13 protein-coding genes and 1 riboswitch are annotated in these 14,004 nt (G+C 70.4%); of the genes, 6 read left to right on the top strand and 7 right to left on the bottom strand.

What is annotated here, in order from left to right; genetic code table 11:
* Positions 1-8 precede the first annotated feature (8 nt).
* From G5C66_RS15055 to G5C66_RS15080, 6 genes are all read right to left on the bottom strand, one after another.
* Entirely contained in the window at positions 9-1,388 is a 1,380-nt protein-coding gene (locus G5C66_RS15055; protein WP_165111784.1) for a cation:dicarboxylate symporter family transporter, read from the bottom strand.
* Between the two features lie 155 nt (positions 1,389-1,543).
* Positions 1,544-2,515, bottom strand: coding sequence for a hypothetical protein (locus tag G5C66_RS15060; protein WP_165111785.1), 972 nt, complete (start codon positions 2,513-2,515; stop codon positions 1,544-1,546).
* A gap of 1 nt (position 2,516) precedes the next feature.
* Positions 2,517-3,026 carry a SigE family RNA polymerase sigma factor gene (locus G5C66_RS15065; protein ID WP_165111786.1) on the bottom strand — a complete coding sequence of 170 codons (510 nt, stop codon included), beginning with the start codon at positions 3,024-3,026 and terminating at the stop codon, positions 2,517-2,519.
* Positions 3,027-3,138: 112 nt separating this feature from the next.
* Positions 3,139-4,665 (bottom strand): hypothetical protein, encoded by a 1,527-nt coding sequence (locus G5C66_RS15070; protein ID WP_165111787.1) that lies wholly within the window; start codon positions 4,663-4,665, stop codon positions 3,139-3,141.
* A 1-nt stretch (position 4,666) separates the two neighbouring features.
* Positions 4,667-5,170: a SigE family RNA polymerase sigma factor gene (locus G5C66_RS15075; RefSeq protein ID WP_165111788.1), complete on the bottom strand. Its 504-nt coding sequence runs from the start codon at positions 5,168-5,170 to the stop codon at positions 4,667-4,669.
* Between the two features lie 110 nt (positions 5,171-5,280).
* Positions 5,281-7,119 (bottom strand): SigE family RNA polymerase sigma factor, encoded by a 1,839-nt coding sequence (locus G5C66_RS15080; protein ID WP_165111789.1) that lies wholly within the window; start codon positions 7,117-7,119, stop codon positions 5,281-5,283.
* Positions 7,120-7,269: 150 nt separating this feature from the next.
* On the opposite strand from G5C66_RS15080, the gene G5C66_RS15085 reads away from it, so the two are divergent.
* The 6 genes from G5C66_RS15085 (at position 7,270) to G5C66_RS26855 (ending at position 12,775) form a co-directional block, all read left to right on the top strand.
* Positions 7,270-8,526 (top strand): cell division protein PerM, encoded by a 1,257-nt coding sequence (locus G5C66_RS15085; protein WP_165111790.1) that lies wholly within the window; start codon positions 7,270-7,272, stop codon positions 8,524-8,526.
* A gap of 66 nt (positions 8,527-8,592) precedes the next feature.
* On the top strand, positions 8,593-8,904 hold the full coding sequence (locus tag G5C66_RS15090; RefSeq protein WP_165111791.1) for a hypothetical protein: 312 nt from the start codon (positions 8,593-8,595) through the stop codon (positions 8,902-8,904).
* 163 nt (positions 8,905-9,067) lie between these two features.
* On the top strand, positions 9,068-9,679 hold the full coding sequence (gene purN, locus G5C66_RS15095; RefSeq protein WP_165111792.1) for a phosphoribosylglycinamide formyltransferase: 612 nt from the start codon (positions 9,068-9,070) through the stop codon (positions 9,677-9,679).
* A 10-nt stretch (positions 9,680-9,689) separates the two neighbouring features.
* Positions 9,690-9,767: riboswitch (ZMP/ZTP riboswitch) on the top strand.
* Positions 9,768-9,819: 52 nt separating this feature from the next.
* Positions 9,820-11,400, top strand: a complete 1,581-nt coding sequence (gene purH / locus G5C66_RS15100) for a bifunctional phosphoribosylaminoimidazolecarboxamide formyltransferase/IMP cyclohydrolase (protein WP_165111793.1) — start codon at positions 9,820-9,822, stop codon at positions 11,398-11,400.
* A 151-nt stretch (positions 11,401-11,551) separates the two neighbouring features.
* A complete protein-coding gene (locus tag G5C66_RS15105; protein WP_165111794.1) occupies positions 11,552-12,403 on the top strand; it encodes a bifunctional methylenetetrahydrofolate dehydrogenase/methenyltetrahydrofolate cyclohydrolase in 852 nt (283 codons plus the stop codon).
* Between the two features lie 3 nt (positions 12,404-12,406).
* Positions 12,407-12,775 (top strand): DUF3017 domain-containing protein, encoded by a 369-nt coding sequence (locus G5C66_RS26855; protein ID WP_338144184.1) that lies wholly within the window; start codon positions 12,407-12,409, stop codon positions 12,773-12,775.
* A gap of 77 nt (positions 12,776-12,852) precedes the next feature.
* Here G5C66_RS26855 and G5C66_RS15115 read toward each other — a convergent pair whose 3' ends face one another.
* A complete protein-coding gene (locus tag G5C66_RS15115) occupies positions 12,853-13,929 on the bottom strand; it encodes an MIP/aquaporin family protein (protein WP_206444150.1) in 1,077 nt (358 codons plus the stop codon).
* Between the last annotated feature and the right edge of the window lie 75 nt (positions 13,930-14,004).

The raw sequence follows: 14,004 nt of genomic DNA on the forward strand, positions 1-14,004 counted from the left end.
CTGAACGATCAGGCGGCGACGGCGCCCGCCGGCTCCTCGTCCGCGAGCAGCCCCTCAGCGGAGGCCGAGCGGTAGCGGTCGACGTCGAGGATGCCCTCCCGCTTGGCGACGATCGTCGGCACCAGGGCCTGGCCGGCGACGTTGACGGCGGTGCGGCCCATGTCGAGGATCGGGTCGATCGCGAGCAGCAGACCGACACCGGCCAGCGGCAGGCCGAGCGTCGAGAGCGTGAGGGTCAGCATCACCACGGCGCCGGTGAGACCCGCGGTCGCGGCCGAGCCGACGACCGAGACGAAGGCGATCAGCAGGTAGTCGGTGATGCTCAGGTCGATGCCGAAGATCTGGGCGACGAAGATCGCCGAGATCGCCGGGTAGATCGAGGCGCAGCCGTCCATCTTGGTGGTGGAGCCCAGCGGGACGGCGAACGAGGCGTACTCCTGCGGGACGCCGAGGTTCTTGACCGTCACCTGCTCGGTCACCGGCATGGTGCCGACCGAGGAGCGCGAGACGAAGGCGAGCTGGATGGCCGGCCATGCGCCGCGGAAGTAGGCGATCGGGTTGAGGCCGTGGACACGCAGCAGCACCGGGTAGACCACGAACAGGACCAGGGCCAGGCCGACGTAGACCGCCACCGCGAACCACGCCAGGGAACTCAGCGAGTCCCAGCCGTAGGACGCGACCGCGTTGCCGATCAGGCCGAGGGTGCCGATCGGCGCCAGCCGGATGATCCACCACAGCACCTTCTGCACGATGGCGAGGAAGGAGCGGTTGAAGGCGAGGAACGGCTCGGCCTTCTCGCCGGTCTTGAGCGCCGCGATGCCGATCGCGAGCGCCACCACGAGCACCTGGAGGACGTTGAAGCTCAGCGCGGTCTCCGCCAGCGGGCTGCCGCCGACCTGCTCGACGCTGGTCGATGCCTGGAGACCGAGGAAGTTGCCGGGGATCAGGCCCTGCAGGAAGTCGAGCCACGACGCGGAGGCGCCGGTCTCGGCGGCGTCGGCAGCGCTGACCGCGGTGTTGCTGCCCGGCCGGAAGACGAGTCCCAGGCCGATGCCGATGACGACCGAGATCGCCGCGGTGACGGCGAACCACAGCAGCGTCTGACCCGCGAGCCGGGCCGCGTTGCTGACCGTACGCAGGTTGGCGATCGAGGCGATGATGGCGGTGAAGATCAGCGGTACGACGACGGCCTTGAGCAGCGCGACGAACGAGTCGCCGATCGTGGCCAGGGTCGTCGTCAGCCAGTTGGCCTCGTCGCCGGCCCCGGGCCCGATCGCTCGCGCGACGGCACCGAGGGCGACGCCGAGGGCGAGGCCGAGAATGATCTGGACCGAGAAGGACGGCAGCGGCAGCCGTCGCTTGGCGGGTGCAGTGGGGGCGGTGGACACGAGAGGGTTCTCCAAGGTTGATGCGGGTCGGGGCTCTGTTGGACCCGAACGCCATGACCAGTACGTGTCTTCCTGAGGTGAGCGCGTTGTGACAGGAGTCTCTCCGCGCTAAGTCATGAAAGACAATCAACCATATCGTGTTTGGGTGGGGTTCGTCAGCGCAGGTCGCTGATCCCAGCCGTGACCGCCGCCTTCTCGATCGAGAGGATCCGCCCGGGCCAGGAGTCGGGCTGGTCGGGCTGGTAGCACGGGTCGTCCTTGTCGCCGGTGCTCGGCGGGCAGGGACCGGCGAGCTCGCCGTAGCCGACCAGGACCAGCCGGGTCTCGTACTCGGCGACCAGCTCGGTCTCGAACCAGATGCCGTCGTTGCCGTCCGCCCCCGGGTAGGTCGCCTGCGAGCGCGCCGCGCGCTTCGGCCCGGCATCGAGGTCGGCGCTGACATCCCGAGGCAGCGACGTGACGGTCGGGTCGACGCCGAGCTTGTTGGCCGGGCAGACCTCCATCCACTCCATGACCTCGTTGTACGCCGCGCCCGCCTCGTTCACGTCCGGGAACTCCAGCACGGCCACATGGACCTGGCCCACCATGGCGCTGTCGGTGTCCCAGCGGTAGTCGGCCGTCACCTTCTCGGTGGCGCCGAGGGCGGAGAGCCACTCCTTCTGGCACGCCAGGGTCGGTACGTCCGGGGTCGGCGCGTAGCGGTTCCAGCCGAGGGCGCTCTCGAAGCGGTCGAGAGGCGGGAGGTCGCCGGCAGCGACCAGGTTGGCGTCGCCGAGCCCCTCCGCCGCCGGCGAACCGGTAGCGGTCGGGTCGGCGTACTGCTCGGTCGACTGTTCGGCGCGGGTGGGCGCGGACGCCGGTGCGGAGGCCGACGGGCTGGATACCGCGGTGCTGGGGGTCTCGCTCGGCGATGTCGCGGTGTCGATGCCCTGGTCGCCGACTCCCGAGGTGAGGAAGATGACCGGTCCGGCGACGAGCGCGGCCACGGCCGCCGCTCCGGTGGTGACGACGGCACGGGTGCGTCGGCGGATCTGGTCGCCTCGCCTCCGGGCTTCGGCTGCGGAGCGCATCGGCGCTCCGGGGGCGTCGGCGCGGAACTGGTCCAGGCGTGAGATCGGATCACTCATCTCAGGCCTCCGTCCAGACGGCTCCGGCGCCGGGATTGTCCTCGGCGAGCAGCTCCGCGAGGGCGGCTCGCCCTCGGGCCAGGCGGGCCTTGACGGTGCCGGTCGGAGTGCCGACCTCGATGGCGACCTGGTGGACCGGCAGGTCGGCGATGTGGTGCAGGACGATGGCCTGCCTCTGCGCCTCGGGGAGCTTCTTCAGGGCCGCGACGAGAGCCACGTGGGCCTCGTCGACGGCGGGCATCTCGGTGCGCGCACCGACGGCCCGGTCGGCGGCCCGGCCTGCGTACCTCTTGCGGCGCCAGCGGCCGACCGCGAGGCGGTAGGCGGTGGTGCGGACCCAGGCCTCGGGGTAGTCGACCGAGGAGAGCTTGCGCCGGTGCGCCCAGGCGCGGGCGAACGCCTCCTGCACGCACTCGGCCGCCTCGTCGAAGTCGCCGATCATGGCGTACAGCTGAGCACACAGCCGGCGGTAGGACGCGTTGTAGAGCGCGTCGAACTCGTCCTCGTCCATCGTTCGCCTCCCCGGCTGGCTCTCCCCGGCGCGTCCCCTGACGCCTGCCAGAGCGTCAGTGTCGGCGCTGACGGGCGTGACCGTAAAGTTCAATAGCACCTGGGTCCCCTGCTCAGCGCAGGTCCACGGTGGCCTGGCCCACGGTGGCCTCGACGGTCTGGGCGACGCGGTTGTCCCACTCGGTGTAGTCGGAGGCCTCCTCCGGCGGGCAGGCCCTGGTCGGCGGGCAGGGGCCACCGGCCTCGGCGTGGGTGACCAGCACCAGCCGCGTTCCGATCTGGGCGACGGTCTGGTGGTCGTACCAGGTGGCGTCGCAGTCCTGGCCGCCGCAGTCACCGGCGTACTCGGCGAGCATCTGCGCCGCTCGGTCGATCGCGGGGCTGGTGCCGATCTCGACGGACTCGACCGGCCTGGCGATGAAGAGCTTCTCGTCGGACATCGGCGCCGGGCAGTCGCCGAGCCAGCCGTGGACCGTCTCGTACGCCGCGTCGGCCGCCGGCTTGGTCGAGAACTCGAGCACCGTCACGTTGACCTTGCCGATCTCGCCCGGGTTCTGGAGCCGGAACTCCCGGCTGACCGACTCGGCGGCCTTCAGCGAGGAGAGCCACGCGCCCTGGCAGTAGAGGGTCGGGGTCGGCTGCGCCGGGACCTGCTGCCATGTCGCCGTCGACTCGCCCTCCAGCGGCAGCCCCGGCAGCGACCCGGCCGAGACGAGGTTGGCGTCGCCCAGGATGTCGGCAGGCGGGGTCGAGGACGGCGGGTCCGTCGCCGGGTCGGATGCCGGCGGCGACGTCGTGGATGCCGGGGGCCGGGCACCGACCATCCGGTAGGTGGCGTTGACGGCGGAGGTCCGTAGGTCGGTCGGCGGGACGTAGTCCTGGACGCCGCGCTTCCTGGTCATCACCAGCACCCGGTCCTCGACGGACACGACGGCCGTCGCGACCTCCCAGACCGCGTTCATGTCCGGGTCGTCGGGCTGGTACGTCACCACGTTGATGTCTCCGGCCGACGCGACGCCGCCCTCGACCGGCAGCGAGCCGGCGGTCTCGGCGTCGACGGCAGAGCAGCCGGCCGCCGCCTTCGAGAGCGCGGCGCGGGCCGCTTCGGCCTCCTTGGCGGAGGCGAACTCGGCGACGACGGCCTTCAGCGTCCCGGCGGCGCCGGAGAGATCCTCGCCGGACCGCGGGACGAAGTCGCGGCGTACCGCAGCGGTCGCCCCCATGTCGGTGAGCGACTCGGGCAGGCACTCGTTGTGGTCGCCCGTGCCCTCGTCGTCGTACGTCTGGTCCTCGACCCACGCCGGATAGGACTCGTCGGCGACCAGGTCGTCCTCGACCGGAAGATGGGCGCGGGTGAGGTCCGCGGCCGGGGTCGAGGCCGACGGGCTCGGCCCCGTGCTCGGGGTCTGGCTCGGTGCCGGGGCGGGGTCGGGCTCGGTGGCGCGTTCGCCGAACCCGGCGGAGAGGAAGATGATCGGTCCGGCGACGACCGCGGCCAGCGCCACCGCGCCGGCGGTGGCGGCGGCACGCCGGCGGCGTCGGATCTGATCACCCCGTCGGCGTACCTCGGCTGCGGACTTCATCGGTGCTCCAGGGGTGTCGGCACGGAACTGGTCCAGACGCGAGATCGGATCACTCATCTCAGGCCTCCTTCCAGACGGCGCCGGGTGTCTCTTCGGCGAGTAGCTCGGCCAGCGTGGCTCGTCCCCGGGCCAGGCGGGCTTTGATGGTGCCGGTCGGGGCGCCGACCTCGGCGGCGACCTGGTGGACCGGCAGGTCGGCGATGTGGTGCAGGACGATGGCTTGGCGCTGGGCCTCGGGGAGCTTCTTGAGCGCCGCGACGAGGGCGACGTGCGTCTCGTCGACGGCCGGCATCTCCATCCGGACACCGACGGCTCTGTCGGCGGCCCGGCCTGCGTACTTCTTCCGGCGCCAGCGGCCCACGGCGAGGCGGTAGGCGGTGGTGCGGACCCAGGCCTCGGGGTAGTCGACCGAGGACAGCTTGCGTCGGTGAGCCCACGCCCGGGCGAAGGCTTCCTGCACGCACTCGGCGGCCTCGTCGGAGTCGCCGATCATGGCGTACACCTGCGCGCACACGCGGCGGTAGGACGCGTTGTAGAACGCGTCGAACTCGTCCTCGTCCATCGCTCGCCTCCCAGACTGACCGTCCCTGCCTGGCGCTGCGCCAGCCTCACCCAGTCAGATGCATGAGAAGCAGGTCCGGTTGCATCCGGACGAGAAATACCGAGAACTGCTCAGAGGTAGTCGAGGCGGTACGCAGCGCGCTTGGCGAGCGCGACGAAGTCGGCGTCGCTGATGTCGGCGTTGCCGTCGGGCACGAAGCTCATCTGGGCGACGTTGGCGCCTCGGCGGATCGCGGCCATCCGGTAGTAGATGGAGGAGTTCTCGAGCTCGACCCGGATGTACCACGCCGTGATCGCGCCGTCCTTGATGGACTCGCTCGCGACCTGGGTGACGTGGCTGCCGAGCTGCTTGTCGCCGCACTTGTCCAGTCGGCTCTTGATGGCGACGTTGAACGCCTGCGCCTCCTTGGCGGAGCCGAACTTGCCGACCGTCTCGGTGAGCCCGAAGGTGGGGGCCAGCTTCTTCTTCGTGTCGGGGATGACGAAGGAGCGGGTCTGGGCGCCGGACATGCCCTTCGCGTTGAACTGGGTCTCGTCGCAGCGGGTCTGGGCGGGGTTGGTCTTGGCCGGCTTCGCCTCGGTGCCCTCCCACGGGTCACCGATGGTGCCGACCGGGGGCAGATCGGTCTCGTTGATCAGCCCGGGCGCCTTGCCGGTGGCGAGCGGGACCACGGTCGCGCGTGGTCGCTTGGTCTCCACGCACGCGCCCGCGCCGGGCATCGAGCAGAGGTTGTGGACGGCGGTGCCGAGCATGGTCGAGGTCTTGGCCGCGGTCGTGCTGGACTTGCCGTCGACCTTCACGGTGACCGCGGCGGTGTGGTTGCCGGTGCGCGCGACGCCGTAGGTCACCGCCCGGTTGTTCTCCCAGTCGCGGTAGGTGAACAGGGTCGCCTCGTCGCCGATGCCCTGGACCGTCTCGGTGAACATCAGCTGGTAGCGGGGCTCGGCGCACGCTGCGTACCAGCCCTGCATCTTCTTGTACGCAGCAGCCGCCGCCTTCGCGTCGACGGACGACTCGATCGTGGTGCCGGCGGTGGTCGCCTTCGCCTGGGCGGTGAAGGTGCGGGCCAGGCTCGCCACCGGCCGCTTGTCGGCCGAGGTGTCGGCCTGGCAGGGGATGGTGAGGCCGGTGCCCTCGAGGTTGTCGGAGGAGATGTCGACGGCCCAGCTGCCGCCGTAGATCTTCGCCACCTCCTCCTCGGTCATCAGGTCCTTGGCGGTCAGCTTCTTGCCGGGGATCTGGCTCGGCTCGACCTCGAACTCCTCGGCCGCCGACTGCATCGAGAGGGTGTTGAGCCGGGGCTCGGTCTCGGCGTCCTGGGTGACGAAGAAGCCGGTGCCGACCAGGGCGGCGATGGCCGCGGCGGCGCCGATGGCGGTGTGCACCCTGCGGCGTACGGCACCGGCGGTGGTGATGGTGGAGGTCTTCGGCCACGGCTGCTCGGTGAGCACGTCGACGAGCGGGTCGAAGATGGACTGGAGCTGCTCGGGAGCGATGCCGAGCTCGGCGCAGATGGCGGCGTTGGCGCCCTGCAGGTCGGTCTCGGTGCGGCTGATCGGGGTGCCGACCTCGCGGGCCAGCTGGGCCAGGTCGACGCTGGTGAGGTGGCCGAGCAGGAAGACCTTGCGGTCGTGGAGCGGCAGGCTGCGCAGCGCGGAGAGGGTGCTCCGGGCCTCCGGCGCGATCGTCTGGTCGCGGTGGAGCAGCGGCACCGAGTGGTTGCGGATCGCCTTCGACCAGGCGATCGGGCGGACCCAGTCCTCGCGCTCGAAGTCGTCCATCGGCTTCACCTTGCGCCAGTGGTGCCAGGTGATGACGAGCGCCCCGCGGACGGCGGCCTTGGCGGCCTCCAGGTCGCCGGTCAGCGACCAGGTTTGGAGGAGGAGGCGTCCACGGACGTCCTGATAGAACGCCTCGAAGGTCTCGTGGTCTGCCGCGGTCATGCCCATGTCAGCGGTCAACTGTAGGTGATTCGGTCGAATGATCGGCAATACCCGCAGATGCACAGGCGGGTATCAACCACTGTGACCAAGCCGGGGACGTGTCCCGGCGGCGCGTCGCCGAGATCGAGGCTGCCGGGGTTGGGAGGATGAGTCGCGATGTCCTCGCTGCTGCCTCCTCGCACCCCTGACCGCGGGCTCGCCGCGGATGATCTCCATGATCTCCGCCACCGCCGCCCACTGGTCGCGGCCGCGCTGCTGGGTGGCATCGGCACGGCCGCCTCCACCCTGGTCGTGTGCCTGGCGATCGGCATCCTCGGCTGGTTCGTCAGCGACATGGGAGCCCACGGAGAGCCTTCCGACGCCCTGCGTGTCGCCGCCCTCGGGTGGCTGCTGGGCCACGGGTCCGGCGTCGTCGTCTCCGGTGTCGGAATCACCGCCGTCCCGCTCGGGCTCACCCTCGTCCTCGCCTGGGTGATGTGGCAGGTCGCCGTCCGCGTCGGCGACGCGGTCTCCCTGCACGGCCCCGACGCCAACGCCCTCGTTGACGGCGAGCGTGACCTCACCGTCCCGGTGGTGGCCGGCCTCTTCGCCCTCGGCTACACGGGGGTGGCCGTGGGGACCGCGGCCGTCGCCGGCACGCCGGCCACCGCGCCGAGCATCGCCGGTGTCTTCGCCTGGTCGGTCGGGCTCTGCGTGGTGGTGGCGCTGCCCGCGATCGCGGTCGGCTCCGGGCGTGCGGCGCTGTGGATCACCCTGCTGCCCAGGGCCGCCGTGGACGTACTGGTGACGGTCCGGTCGATCCTGCTCTGGTGGTTCGCCGTCAGCACCCTGGTGTTCTTCGCGGCGCTCTTCGCCGACTTCACCACCTCGATCAACGTCGTCTCCCAGCTCCACCTCGACGTCGGCGGGATCATCCTCTACTCCCTGCTCGCCGTCCTGGTGCTCCCCAACGCCGTGCTCTTCTCCAGCGCGTACGTCCTGGGCCCGGGGTTCACCGTCGGCGTCGGCACCACGGTGACCCCGACGGCGGTGACCCTCGGCCCGCTGCCGATGTTCCCCATGCTCGCCGCGCTCCCCGACAACGGCGCCCCGCCAGCCTGGGTCGCCGCCGTGATGGCGCTCGGACCGCTGACCGCCTTCTGGGCCGTCTGCAGGGTCAGCCGCGTCCGGCCGACCCTGCGCTGGTCAGAGGGCGCTCTGCGCGGGGTCAGCGCCGGAGTCGTCGCCGGCCTGCTCGTCGCGATCGCCTCCGGCGTCGCCGGTGGTGCCGTCGGCCCCGGCCGGATGGCCGACGTCGGGCCGTACGCCGGGCAGGTGCTCGTCAACGCCATCGCCTTCTTCGGTCTCGCCGGTCTCCTCGCCGGGCTCGCGATGACCTGGTGGCACCGGCGTACGCTCGCCGGCGACGGGTGAACCTGTGCGGGGCCGCTCATGAAGGAGTCCGTGTGCCACTCGATGACGAGCCGCAAGAGGACAACGATGTTCGTTGACAAGGTTTTCGGAGTCAGGGGCGCATCGGCCAGGGACGTTGCGGGCTTTGTTGAGCGCTCCGCTGGGCTGGCGCCGTCACCGCGTCGAAGTTCTTACCTGGGCTCGTACTGGACCGTGGCTCTGGGTGGCGGCGAGCTGCAGATCTGCGACTGGATTCTGCCCGATGGCGAGCCTTTGTACGACCTCCCGGAGACGTACGACGTCGCGATACGCGCGTATGGGAACGTGCCCGAACGCGTCGACGCCATCATCGAGAGTTGGAGCATTCACTTTGAGTTGTTGGACGTGGAGTCGGGCTGAGAACGGGACTTTCGCAGCCTCGATCAGCCGACGGCTATCCCGGTTGTGGTCTGGACCCGTGCCATCTGAACTGAGATCGGTGATCTGGTCGGTGTTTGTGCAGGTCGGTCGGCGCGATCTGGGCGGCGCCGTCACGAGGCTCGCGCTGCTCTAGAGTGTCGGCGTGGCTCTTCGTCTCGTCGTTCTCGTGTCCGGTTCTGGCACCAACCTCCAGGCACTGCTCGACGCGTGCGCGTCCCCGGAGTATGGCGCTGAGGTCGTCGCGGTCGGGGCCGACCGCGACGGGATCCAGGGGCTGACCCGGGCGACCGATGCGGGGATCCCGACGTTCGTGCACCGGGTCAAGGACTTCGGGTCGCGCGAGGAGTGGGACGCTGCGCTGGCCGCGTCGGTGGCTGCGTACGAGCCTGATCTGGTGGTTTCCGCGGGGTTCATGAAGCTCGTCGGAGCTGCCTTCCTCGACCGGTTCGGGGGGAAGACGCTCAACACGCATCCGGCGCTGCTGCCGAGCTTCCCGGGGATGCACGGGGCGCGGGACGCGCTGGAGTACGGCGTGAAGGTGACCGGGGCGACGCTGTTCATCGTCGACGCCGGGGTCGACACCGGGATGATCATGGCCCAGGTGACGGTGCCGGTGGAGGACGACGACACCGAGGAGACGCTCCACGAGCGGATCAAGGTGGTCGAGCGCTCGATGCTCGTCGAGTCCGTCGGGCGGATCGCCCGCGAGGGCTACAACGTGGACGGCCGGCGGGTTCGGTTCGGGCGCGCCTGAACGGTTAGAGTGACGAGCACACGACTGGCGCAGGTGGGGGACCACCGGGGAGTGTAAAGAGACGGCATCGACCGCCTGGGTGCCCCTCATCGAATTCATCGACCGATGGGGAGTTTGCTGTGGCTGTGCAGGACCAGGCAGTGCCGGACAAGATTGGGATCAAGCGGGCCCTGGTGTCCGTCTACGACAAGACCGGTCTCGAAGACCTGGTCCGCGGGCTCCACGACGCCGGCGTCGAGCTCGTCTCGACCGGTGGCTCGGCGGCGCTGATCGAGAAGCTCGGACTGCCGGTGACCAAGGTCGAGGACCTGACCGGCTTCCCCGAGTGCCTCGACGGCCGCGTGAAGACGCTGCACCCGCGCGTGCACGCCGGCATCCTCGCCGACCGCCGTCTTCCGGAGCACGTCGCCCAGCTCGAGGAGCTCGAGGTCGAGCCGTTCGACCTGGTGGTCGTCAACCTCTACCCGTTCGCCGACACGGTCGCCTCCGGCGCCGGTGAGCAGGATTGCATCGAGAAGATCGACATCGGTGGCCCGTCGATGGTCCGTGCCGCCGCCAAGAACCACGCCTCGGTCGCCATCGTCACCGACGGCGCCGACTACGCCCGCGCGCTCGAGGCCGCCAAGACCGGTGGCTTCACGCTGGCCGAGCGCCAGCAGCTCGCCGCCAAGGCGTTCGTGCACACCGCGACGTACGACGTGCAGGTCGCCTCCTGGATGGGCAACGTGCTCACCGACACCTCCGACGGCTCGGGCTTCCCGGCGTGGGTCGGCGCGACCTGGGACCGCCAGGCGGTGCTGCGCTACGGCGAGAACCCGCACCAGCCGGCCGCGCTCTACCGCTCCGGCTTCGGCCCGGGCGGGCTGGCTGCCGCCGAGCAGCTGCACGGCAAGGAGATGTCCTACAACAACTACGTCGACACCGACGCGGCTCGCCGCGCGGCGTACGACCAGGGTGACCAGCCGACCGTCGCGATCATCAAGCACGCCAACCCGTGCGGTGTCGCGGTCGGCGCGGATGTCGCCGAGGCCCACCGCCGCGCCCACGAGTGCGACCCGGTCTCCGCCTTCGGCGGCGTGATCGCCACCAACGTACCGGTCTCGAAGCAGATGGCCGAGCAGGTCGCCGAGGTCTTCACCGAGGTGATCGTCGCTCCCGGTTACGAGGACGGGGCCGTCGAGGTCCTGCAGGGCAAGAAGAACATCCGCATCCTCGTCGCCGAGCCGCTCGCGACCACCGGTGTCGAGACCCGCCCGATCAGCGGCGGCCTGCTGATGCAGCACACCGACACGTTCCAGGCCGAGGGCGACGACCCGGCCAACTGGACCCTGGCCACCGGCGAGGCCGCCGACGAGGCGACCCTGGCCGACCTGGCGTTCGCCTGGAAGGCCGTACGCTCCGCCAAGTCCAACGCGATCCTGCTGGCCCGCGACGGTGCTGCGGTCGGTATCGGCATGGGCCAGGTCAACCGCGTCGACTCCTGCAAGCTCGCGGTCGAGCGGGCCAACACCCTCGCCGAGGGCACCGAGCGCGCCCGCGGCTCCGTCGCCGCCTCCGACGCCTTCTTCCCCTTCGAGGACGGCCCGCAGATCCTGATCGACGCCGGCGTCAAGGCGATCGTCCAGCCCGGCGGCTCGATCCGCGACGAGCTCACCATCAAGGCGTGCGAGGCAGCGGGCGTGACGATGTACTTCACCGGCACGCGGCATTTCGCACACTGACCCAGCCCCCGCCGAGTCGGCCCGTCTTGACGGGCCGACTCGACGGGAAATCGTGTCAGAACGCGCCGACTCGGGTCTTGATCTGGTCAAGATGGGCCGGGTCGGCGTCGCGTACAAGGAATACAGAGACTCGAGTGACAGGATTGACATCGTGACAGCACAGAAGCTGGACGGCACCGCGACGCTGAAGGCGATCAAGGCCGAGCTCGCAGAGCGGGTCGAGAAGCTGAAGGCCCAGGGCATCACCCCGGGCATCGGCACCGTTCTGGTCGGCGACGACCCCGGCTCGCACTGGTACGTCAACGCCAAGCACAAGGACGCCGCCGAGATCGGTGTCGCCTCGACCCGCGTCGACCTGCCCGCCACCGCCACCCAGGCCGAGGTCGAGAAGGTCATCGACGAGCTCAACGCGGACCCGGCTGTCACCGGCTTCCTCATCCAGCAGCCGACCGGCCTGGACGAGTTCGCGCTGCTCTCCCGGGTCGCGCCGGAGAAGGACGTCGACGGGCTCCACCCGCACAACCTCGGCAAGCTGGTCCTCGGTGAGGACGGGCCGCTGCCGTGCACGCCGGTGGGCTGCATCGAGCTGCTGCGTCGTCACGGTGTCGAGATCAACGGTGCCGAGGTCGTCGTGGTCGGCCGCGGTCTGACGGTCGGGCGCCCGCTGGGGCTGCTGCTGACCCGCCGCTCCGAGAACGCCACGGTCACCCTGTGCCACACCGGCACCCGCGACCTGGCCGCCCACACCCGCAACGCCGACATCGTGGTGGCCGCCGCGGGCGTGCCCGGCATCATCACCAAGGACATGGTCAAGCCCGGCGCGGCGCTGCTCGACGTCGGTGTCTCCCGGGTCGACGGTAAGATCGCAGGAGACCTCGCCGAGGACGTGTGGGACGTGGCTGGCTGGGTGTCGCCGAACCCGGGTGGGGTGGGCCCGATGACACGTGCCATGTTGCTCTCCAATATCGTCCTCAGCGCCGAGAAGGCTCTCGAAAGGCTCTGACACGTGTCCGTCCACCCTCCGCTCACCCCCAGCCACACACCGGCGGCTCCCGCTCCGGTGGCGGCGGCGCCCGAGCACGAGAAGACGGACCAGAAAGACGTACGCAGCTTCCCCTCGACCATCGGCGGGTTCGTCTACCTCGGTGTGCTGACGGCGGCGATCGTCGGTCTCGGGCTCGTCGGCTTCGGCCACTGGCGCGTGGGGATCATCGTCCTCGCCGCCGGGGTGGGGGCCGCGTCGCTGGGGCGTGCGGTGCTGCGTACGAAGAATGCCGGGATGCTGGCGGTGCGCAACCGTTGGTTCGACGTGGCGCTGCTGGCGCTGACGGCGGGCGCGCTGTGGATCCTCGCGGTGAGCGTGCCGGGCGAATAGGACGTACAGAGACAAGGACATACAGACACAAGGAAGGCCGCCCCGGATCGGGGCGGCCTTCCTTGTCTCTCAGCGGGTCACTGCTCGATCGGGACCCACTCCTGCTTGGCGTAGTCCCAGCGCCAGCCGTCCTGCTCGTAGACCGGCAGCTCGCCCTCGGCGGTCTGGGTCGGCTGCTGCCAGGCCGGCTGGCCGCCGCCGGCACCGCCGGAGACGACGGTGCGGTCGCCGGCGTCCGGAGCCGGGGGAGCCGGGGTGGCGGCCGGCGCGGCAGGTGCTGCGGGAGCGGCAGGCGCGGCCGGAGCAGCAGCGGGAGCAGCGGCGGCGTGGGAGTCCCAGGCCGGAACGCCCGGGGCCGGCCGCAGGTTGTCGCCGGAGAAGGCGAGCCCCGCGCCCGCGATCTCGGAGCCGTCCTTGTCGAAGAGCAGCGGGTAGACGAAGCCGGCGACGGCACCGCCGATGGCCGGGACGATCAGGAAGACCGGGAGGTGGATCAGCGCGTCGGTGCCCGAGAAGAGCGCGGGGCCGAACGAGCGGGCGGGGTTGACCGAGGTGCCGGTCAGCGGGATGCCGACGAAGTGGATCGCGGCCAGAGCGAGACCGATGGCGAGCGGGGCCATGGCGGCGTTGGTGCCGGCCCGGACGTCGGTGACACCGAGGATGACGAAGACGAAGATGAAGGTGAGGATCAGCTCGACCAGGATCGCGCCGACGATGCCGGTGCCGGCTCCGTCGCCGAAGCCGTTGGCGCCGAGGCCGCCCTCGTTCCAGGAGTTGTAGCCCGAGGAGATCGCGATGACGAACAGCGCGACCGCGCCGATGACCGCGCCGACGAACTGCGCGCCGATGTAGGCGCCCGCGTCCTTCCAGCTGATCCGGCCGGCCGTGGCCACGCCGAGGGTCACCGCCGGGTTGAAGTGGCCGCCGGAGATGCGACCGAAGGTGTAGGCGCCGATCACGACCGCGATACCGAACGCCAGACCGACGGCGCCCACCTCGAGCCCCCAGGTCGGCTGCCCGGCGTGGCTGGCACCGGTGACGACCGCGACGACCGAACCACATCCGATGAACACGAGGATGAAGGTGCCGATGACCTCGGCTGCCAGTTTCTGGATGAAGGTCGGCTCAGCCGCCGACAGTGATTCCTCAGTCATGTCCCCTAAAACCCTTCAATGTCTGTTGACGTCGGTCAGACCCATCGACACCCGAGATCCACTCAGGCATCAGTA

The sequence above is a fragment of the Nocardioides turkmenicus genome (assembly GCF_011045035.1).
Lineage (GTDB): Bacteria > Actinomycetota > Actinomycetes > Propionibacteriales > Nocardioidaceae > Nocardioides > Nocardioides turkmenicus.

Coding starts and splice junctions, on each gene's coding strand:
- G5C66_RS15115 (WP_206444150.1), bottom strand. CDS start 13,929: ATGACTGAGGAATCACTGTCGGCGGCTGAGCCGACCTTCATCCAGAAA.
- G5C66_RS15075 (WP_165111788.1), bottom strand. CDS start 5,170: ATGGACGAGGACGAGTTCGACGCGTTCTACAACGCGTCCTACCGCCGC.
- G5C66_RS15080 (WP_165111789.1), bottom strand. CDS start 7,119: ATGGGCATGACCGCGGCAGACCACGAGACCTTCGAGGCGTTCTATCAG.
- G5C66_RS15070 (WP_165111787.1), bottom strand. CDS start 4,665: ATGAGTGATCCGATCTCGCGTCTGGACCAGTTCCGTGCCGACACCCCT.
- G5C66_RS15065 (WP_165111786.1), bottom strand. CDS start 3,026: ATGGACGAGGACGAGTTCGACGCGCTCTACAACGCGTCCTACCGCCGG.
- G5C66_RS15090 (WP_165111791.1), top strand. CDS start 8,593: ATGTTCGTTGACAAGGTTTTCGGAGTCAGGGGCGCATCGGCCAGGGAC.
- G5C66_RS15060 (WP_165111785.1), bottom strand. CDS start 2,515: ATGAGTGATCCGATCTCACGCCTGGACCAGTTCCGCGCCGACGCCCCC.
- G5C66_RS15085 (WP_165111790.1), top strand. CDS start 7,270: ATGTCCTCGCTGCTGCCTCCTCGCACCCCTGACCGCGGGCTCGCCGCG.